At 53.4% G+C, this 7,853-nt stretch carries 5 protein-coding genes and 2 pseudogenes (1 of these 7 running past the window's edge); all 7 read left to right on the forward strand.

The features are described 5' to 3' along the window. Positions 1-333: pseudogene (locus QVP67_RS02695) on the forward strand (single-stranded-DNA-specific exonuclease RecJ); the annotation flags it as partial. Between the two features lie 41 nt (positions 334-374). Next, the gene (locus QVP67_RS02700; RefSeq protein WP_022162014.1) at positions 375-2,315 is read left to right on the forward strand and encodes a RecQ family ATP-dependent DNA helicase; all 1,941 of its coding nucleotides are present in this window, start codon (positions 375-377) and stop codon (positions 2,313-2,315) included. Between the two features lie 231 nt (positions 2,316-2,546). Next, on the forward strand, positions 2,547-3,506 hold the full coding sequence (locus QVP67_RS02705) for a tetratricopeptide repeat protein (protein ID WP_022162015.1): 960 nt from the start codon (positions 2,547-2,549) through the stop codon (positions 3,504-3,506). A gap of 157 nt (positions 3,507-3,663) precedes the next feature. After that, positions 3,664-4,662 (forward strand): Gfo/Idh/MocA family protein, encoded by a 999-nt coding sequence (locus QVP67_RS02710; RefSeq protein ID WP_022162016.1) that lies wholly within the window; start codon positions 3,664-3,666, stop codon positions 4,660-4,662. 355 nt (positions 4,663-5,017) lie between these two features. Continuing rightward, positions 5,018-5,866: a prephenate dehydratase gene (locus QVP67_RS02715; RefSeq protein ID WP_022162017.1), complete on the forward strand. Its 849-nt coding sequence runs from the start codon at positions 5,018-5,020 to the stop codon at positions 5,864-5,866. Next, positions 5,841-7,085, forward strand: a complete 1,245-nt coding sequence (locus QVP67_RS02720) for a pyridoxal phosphate-dependent aminotransferase (protein ID WP_022162018.1) — start codon at positions 5,841-5,843, stop codon at positions 7,083-7,085. Before QVP67_RS02715 ends, QVP67_RS02720 begins: the two co-directional genes overlap by 26 nt. A gap of 146 nt (positions 7,086-7,231) precedes the next feature. Beyond that, positions 7,232-7,853: pseudogene (locus QVP67_RS02725) on the forward strand (chorismate mutase) (it continues 474 nt past the right edge of the window).

Here is a 7,853-nt window from a genome sequence, read left to right on the forward strand (position 1 = left end):
GAAATCGACTTCAAGGACATCACGCCCCGCTTCTTCAACGACCTGAAGAAATTCAACCCCTTCGGTCCCGAGAATACCAAGCCCATATTCTGTACGCACAACGTCTACGACTATGGCACCAGCAAAGTAGTGGGACGCGACCAGGAGCACATCAAGCTGGAACTGGTGGACAACAAGTCGAACAACGTGATGAACGGCATTGCCTTCGGACAAAGCTCGCACGTGCGCTACATCAAGACCAAGCGCTCGTTCGACATCTGCTACACCATCGAGGAGAACACCCACAAGCGCGGCGAAGTGCAGCTTCAGATCGAAGACATCAAGCCCAACTGAGCCCTTGTGAAACCATTTATAACCCATAGTCCGGCAACCGTATGCTAGCGCCCGTCTACTACCAGATATTGAAACAGTACTGGGGATACGACTCCTTCCGCGGCATACAGGAAGACATCATCCGCAGCATCAGCGAGGGCAACGACACGCTGGGACTGATGCCTACCGGCGGCGGCAAGTCCATCACCTTCCAGGTGCCTGCCCTGGCACAGGAAGGGTTGTGTCTTGTCGTCACCCCCTTGATAGCCCTGATGAAAGACCAGGTGCAGAACCTGCGCAAACGGGGCATCAAGGCACTTGCTATCTACTCGGGCATGGACCGGCAGGCCATTGTCACCGCCCTCGAAAACTGCATTTTCGGCAACTACAAGTTCCTCTACATCTCGCCCGAACGGCTCGGCACCGACATCTTCCGCACCAAGCTGCGCAAGATGCACATCAGCATGATCACCGTCGACGAAAGCCACTGCATCTCGCAATGGGGCTACGACTTCCGTCCCGCCTACCTGAAGATAGCCGAAGTGCGCGACCTGCTACCCGGCGTCCCCGTGCTGGCACTCACCGCTACCGCCACCCCCGAAGTGGTAAAGGACATACAGGCACGTCTCCACTTCCGCCGCGAAAACGTGTTCCGCATGAGTTTCGAACGCGAAAATCTGGCCTACATCGTCCGCCACACCGAGAACAAGACCGCCGAACTGCTACACATCCTGCGCCGCATGGAGGGCAGCGCCATCGTTTACGTGCGCAACCGCCGCCGCACCCGCGAGACCGCCGAACTACTAAACAACGAACATATCACCGCCGACTTCTATCACGCCGGACTGGACGACGCGGCCAAAGACATCCGCCAACACCGCTGGCAGACGGGCGAAAGCCGTGTCATGGTAGCCACCAACGCCTTCGGCATGGGCATCGACAAGCCCGACGTCCGTCTGGTCATCCACCTCGACCTGCCCGACTCCGTCGAAGCCTATTTTCAGGAAGCCGGTCGTGCCGGACGCGACGGACAGAAAGCCTATGCCGTCATCCTCTACGCACGGTCCGACAAAGCCGCGCTGCGCAAACGCGTGCCTGATACTTTCCCCGAGAAAGACTACATCAAGGACGTTTACGAACACTTGCAATACTACTACCAGATGGCGATGGGCGACGGGCAGGACTGTGTGCGCGAGTTCGACATCGAGGACTTCTGCCGCAAGTTCAAGTACTTCCCCGTGCCCGTGGACAGCGCCTTGAAGATACTGACCCAGGCCGGCTACCTGGAGTACACCGACGAACAGGACAACGCCTCGCGCCTGCTTTTCACCGTACGACGCGACGAACTGTACAAACTCCGCGGGCTGGGCGACGAGACCGACCGCCTGATACAGATTATCCTTCGCTCGTATACAGGTCTGTTCACCGACTACGCCTTCATCAGCGAAGACTCGCTGGCCACGCGCACCGGCCTCACCCGCCGGCAAGTGTACGAAGCGCTGATACGTCTGGCGCAACTTCACATCGTCAGCTACATCCCGCAGAAAAAGATACCTTATATAATATATACACGCGAGCGGATGGACATCAGCCAGATTCATATTCCCCCTTACGTCTACGAAGAACGGAAACGCCGTTACGAGGACCGCATCGAGTACATGCTGGAGTATGTTGAAAACGACCTGATATGCCGCAGCCGCATGCTGCTCTACTACTTCGGCGAAAAGAACGAGCACAACTGCGGACAGTGCGACACGTGTATCAGACTCCGCCACAAGAAAGGCTCTTTCGACGATGCGCCCGATCAGCTGCGCCAGTCCATCCTGCAACTGCTTGCCGAAGGTCCGTTACCTCCGTCGGCCATTACCGAAAGACTCAACATCAGTCGCGAAGATGCTACCGAGGCCCTGCAACAGTTGTTGGACGAGCAGCGTATCTTTGCCGTCAACGGCATGCTACAGCTACAACCCGGAACTACCGGAAAAGTCACCATCTGCCAATAGCTTTCCGACCCTCCGCAAGCAAACTTACGACGCAAGCCTGCGAATCGGATGCAGAAACCTGACAATAAATTTTTATTTGCACCCGATTTGCACTATTTTTGTTTCACGAAAGAAACTGCCGTTCCTCCTTCTGCAAAGTTCCGAAGGCAGACAGCTGCAGGTTCCTCAGACGAAAGTGCCAGATCAAGAGGGCGTTTTCAAACATTGTAACACTTAAAAGCAAAGATAACCATGGGATTCTTCAAATCTTTTTTCTCCGGCAAGCCCGAAAACCCGGAAGCGGAAAAACAAAAAAACGACCAGAAAAACTTTGAGATATTCAAGTACGACGGAATGCGTGCCCAGCGCATGGGACGCACCGACTATGCCATCAAATGCTTTACCGAAGCCTTGAAGCTGCAGGACGACTTCGAAACCATGAGCTACCTGGCACAGGTCTACATCCAGACTAACCAGCTGGAAGAAGCACGCCGTCTGCTGGAAACCATGATCCAGCACGAAGCCAATCATACAGCCACCTACCTCACACTGGCCAACGTGTGCTACATGCTGGAAGACTATCCTGCCATGGCCGAAGCCGCACAGAAAGCCATCTCCATCGAAGAAGGCAACGCCATGGCTCACTATCTGCTGGGCAAGGCCAACAACGGACAGGGAGACGACCTGATGTGCATCGCCCACCTGACCAAAGCCATCGTACTGAAAGACGACTTCACCGAAGCCCGCCTGATGCGTGCCGAAGCCTTGGCCAAAATGCACCAATACAAAGAGGCTATGGAAGACATTGAAGCCATCCTGACACAGAACGATGAGGACGAAAGTGCTCTCCTGCTGCGTGGCAAAATAAAAGAAGCCAATGGCGACACTGACGGAGCCGAAGCCGACTACACCCACGTCACCGAACTGAATCCTTTCAACGAACAGGGTTTCCTCTACCTGGGCCAACTGTACATCGGACAAAAGAAACTGACCGAAGCCATTGCCCTCTTCGACGAAGCCATCGACCTGAATCCCAACTTCGTGCAGGCCTATCACGAACGCGGACGCGCCAAGCTGCTGAACGGCGACAAGGAAGGTGCCACCGAGGACATGAAAAAGGAACTCGAACTGAACCCCAAGGAAAGCGAAGCTTTCAACGGCCAGTACAATAACCAGCCCGGCGGACGACAGACGGATATATTGGGACTGTAAGGCCCATTTTTTCCCAGTTAGCAAAAAAACTTTCCCTAACTGGGGAAATATTTTTCTCTAACTGGGAAAAAATATGCGCCCTTCTGAGCCAACAGAACTATATAAAGAAAGAAACAAAAGGCATAATCCCATTATCATAAAACTAACAGAAAAGACGATGAGTAAAGTAAAAAACAACATTGCTATATTGGGAGCAGGAGGAATAGCTACCAAAATGGCTGCTACCTTGCAACAGATGAAGGATGTCAACTGTTACGCCGTTGCCGCACGCGACCTCCAACGCGCCCAGGCCTTTGCCAAAGAATGGGGCTTCAAACACGCCTACGGCTCGTACGAAGAAATGGTTGCCAACCCGGAAATCGACCTTGTATACGTAGCTACGCCGCATTCGCATCATTATGAACATGCCCGGCTCTGCATCCTGCACGGCAAAGCGGTTCTGTGCGAGAAGGCCTTTACTGCCAATGCCCGCGAAGCAGAAAGTCTGCTGCAACTGGCCAAAGAACAGCAGGTGTACATTGCCGAAGCCATCTGGACACGCTACATGCCTTTCTCGACCACTATACGCGAGCTGGCTCACAGCGGCATCATCGGCAAACCGGACATGCTTACAGCCAGCCTGGGCTATCCCGTCGCCAACAAGGAACGCATAGCCAAACCCGAACTGTGCGGAGGTGCCCTGCTCGACCTCGGTGTCTATCCCATCAACTTTGCACGCATGGTTTTCGGTACCGACATCGCAGACATACAGTCGCACTGCGTGAAGAACGAATATGGCGTAGATATCCAGGAAAGCATTTCTTTCCGCTATGCCGACGGCAAAATGGCAGCTCTACAAGCTACGGTGAGCTGCGCCAACAACCGCCAAGGCATCATCTCGGGCGATAAAGGATACATCATAGTAGACAACATCAACAACCCACACCAGGCAGCCATCTACAATGCAGACCACCAACTGGTGAAGATCTACGATTGCCCACCCCAAATCAGCGGTTACGAGTACGAAGTACAGGCCTGCATCGATGACCTACGCAAAGGAAAACTGGAACCCACAACCATGCCTCATGCCGAAACACTGGCCATCATGCGCCTGCTCGACCAGCTGCGGGCCGAATGGGGAGTTGTCTATCCGGCCGATCGGGAGACAGCCTTATAAGCAGGTCAGGTAAAAGGAATTCCCTCAGCGGACAGGTCTTTCTGCCAGAAGCAAAACAAGAGAATAGGTATTAAATAGATACTCTTTTCAAAAAAAACATGGAATATTGTTTGCTTTTAAAAGAAAAGTATTACTTTTGCCCCGTAATCAAGAACAAAAAGAGAACAAAAGCATGAATCTGTTTACTTACGCATATTACTTCTTCTTTTACTTTTACTTTAGCAACAAAGTAGAGCGGGAGTTTGTATGTGTCAAGTGACAGTGACGCTTAAGAACTGAATTAAGAACTTAAAGTTAAAGATATGAATCCCGCTCCCATGTTTGGAAGCGGGATTTTTTGTTACAGTACAGACTTATGAAAAGAATAGCCATTCAGGGAACATTGGGTTCCTTCCACGACATTGCAGCCCACCGATACTTCGAAGGTGAAGACATCGAACTGATATGCTGCGCTACATTCGAGGACGTATTCAAGTCCATTCGCCAGGACAGCCAAGTGATTGGTATGCTGGCCATTGAAAACACCATTGCCGGAAGCCTGCTTCACAACAACGAACTGCTACGGCAAAGCGGCACACAAATCATCGGCGAACACAAACTGCGCATCTCGCACAGCTTTGTCTGCCTGCCCGAAGAGGACTGGAACGACATCACCGAAGTCAACTCGCACCCCATCGCACTGATGCAATGCCGCGATTTCCTCAGCCAGCATCCTAACATCAAAGTTGTGGAAGGCGAAGACACCGCCCGCAGTGCCGAAATCATCCAGAAGGAACACCTGAAAGGACACGCAGCTATCTGCTCGAAAGCAGCAGCCGAACTGTATGGCATGAAAGTATTGCAGGAAGGCATTGAGACAAACAAGCACAACTTCACCCGTTTCCTGGTTGTGGCCGACCCCTGGCAGGTAGACGAACTGAACCGCCACCGCTCGCACGAGGTGAACAAGGCAAGCATCGTATTCACCCTGCCCCACACCGAAGGAAGCCTGTCGCAAGTGTTGTCCATCCTGTCGTTCTACCGCATCAACCTGACGAAGATACAGTCGCTGCCCATCATCGGACGGGAATGGGAATACCAATTCTATGTAGATGTCGTGTTCGACAATGTACTGAAATACAAACAATCCATCGCGGCCATCACACCGCTGACCAAAGAACTTAAAATACTGGGAGAATATGAAGAAGGAAAATCTACACTGTGATACAGCTACGAGTTACGAGTTACGAGCTACGAGTAAGGAGCTACAAGCTACGAGTTACAGGCCGGCGGACCGGTTGTCTTCCGTCAGCGAATACTACTTCTCGCGCAAGCTGAAGGAAGTGGCACAGATGAATGCCCAGGGAATGGACGTTATCAGTCTGGGTATCGGAAGCCCCGACATGCCGCCCTCCGAACAGACCATCCGTACCTTGTGCGAAGCTGCCCAGAACCCCGACGGTCACGGCTACATGCCCTACGTAGGCATCCCCGAACTACGCTCAGCCTTTGCCGCATGGTACAAGCGCTGGTACGGCGTGGAACTGGACCCGAAAACCGAGATACAACCGCTGATCGGTTCGAAAGAAGGTATCCTGCACGTCACACTGGCTTTCGTCAACCCCGGCGAACAGGTACTGGTGCCCAATCCCGGCTACCCTACCTATACGTCACTAAGCAAGATTCTGGGAGCCGAAGTGGTGAATTACAACCTGCGCGAGGACAACGGCTGGATGCCCGACTGGGAACAGCTGGAAGCCATGGACACGAGCCGCGTCAAGCTGATGTGGACCAACTACCCCAACATGCCGACCGGCGCACCCGCCACGCCCGAGCTGTACGAACGTCTGGTTGACTTTGCCCGCCGCCGTGGCATCATCATCGTGAACGACAATCCCTACAGCTTCATCCTGAACGACCATCCGCTGAGCATCCTCAGCGTGCCGGGTGCCAAGGACTGCTGCATCGAGTTCAACTCGATGAGCAAGAGCCACAACATGCCCGGCTGGCGTATCGGTATGCTAGCCTCGAACCCACAATTCGTGCAATGGGTACTGAAGGTAAAGAGCAACATCGACAGCGGTATGTTCCGCGCCATGCAGCTGGCTGCCGCCACTGCCCTCGACGCCGATGCCGACTGGTACGAAGGCAACAACTGCAACTACCGCAACCGCCGCCAACTGGCCGGAGAAATCATGCACACACTGGGCTGCACCTACGACGAACGTCAGGTAGGCATGTTCCTCTGGGGACGCATCCCCGACCGATACAAGGATGTGGAAGAGCTGACCGAACGCGTGCTACACGAGGCCCGTGTTTTCATCACCCCCGGCTTCATTTTCGGCTCGAACGGTGCACGCTACATCCGCATCTCGCTCTGCTGCAAGGATGCCAAACTAGCGGAAGCATTGGAGAGAATAAAGAAAATGAAGAGTGAAGAATGAAGAACGGAGAATTTTAGACTGCTTCATTCGTAAACCACAGAAACAATTAATAAACATAAGAACCTACAATGATGAATCCGTAAGAACGAGAATGCCACCGCAGATAAATTCTTCATTCTTCATTCATCATGCTTAATTCAATCGTTATGGAACTCGAATTAGAAAAGATTGCCCTCCCGGGCGTCGACGACAAACGTCCCTTGGTGATTGCAGGTCCGTGCAGCGCCGAAACAGAAGAACAAGTAATGAACACTGCCAAACTACTGGCAGATAAGGGAATCAAAATATTCCGTGCCGGCATCTGGAAGCCGCGCACCAAACCCGGAGGCTTCGAAGGCATCGGCGTAGAAGGCCTGGCATGGCTCAAGGAAGTGAAGAAGGAAACTGGCATGTACGTCGCTACCGAAGTAGCTACTGCCAAACATGTATTCGAGGCACTGAAGGCCGGCATCGACATCCTGTGGATAGGCGCACGCACCACAGCCAACCCCTTTGCCATGCAGGAGATAGCCGACGCATTGCGCGGTGTGGACATTCCCGTGCTGGTGAAGAACCCCGTCAATCCCGACCTCGAACTGTGGATCGGTGCCCTGGAGCGCATCAACCAGGCCGGACTGAAACGTCTGGCAGCCATCCACCGCGGATTCTCGGCATACGATAAGCGGATTTATCGCAATCTGCCCCAGTGGCACATCCCCATCGAACTGCGCCGCCGCATCCCCAACCTGCCTATTCTGTGCGACCCCAGCCACATCGGCGGTAAGCGCG

The sequence above is a fragment of the Bacteroides sp. CAG:633 genome, from assembly GCF_000435115.1.
GTDB classification, from domain to species: domain Bacteria; phylum Bacteroidota; class Bacteroidia; order Bacteroidales; family Bacteroidaceae; genus Bacteroides; species Bacteroides ndongoniae.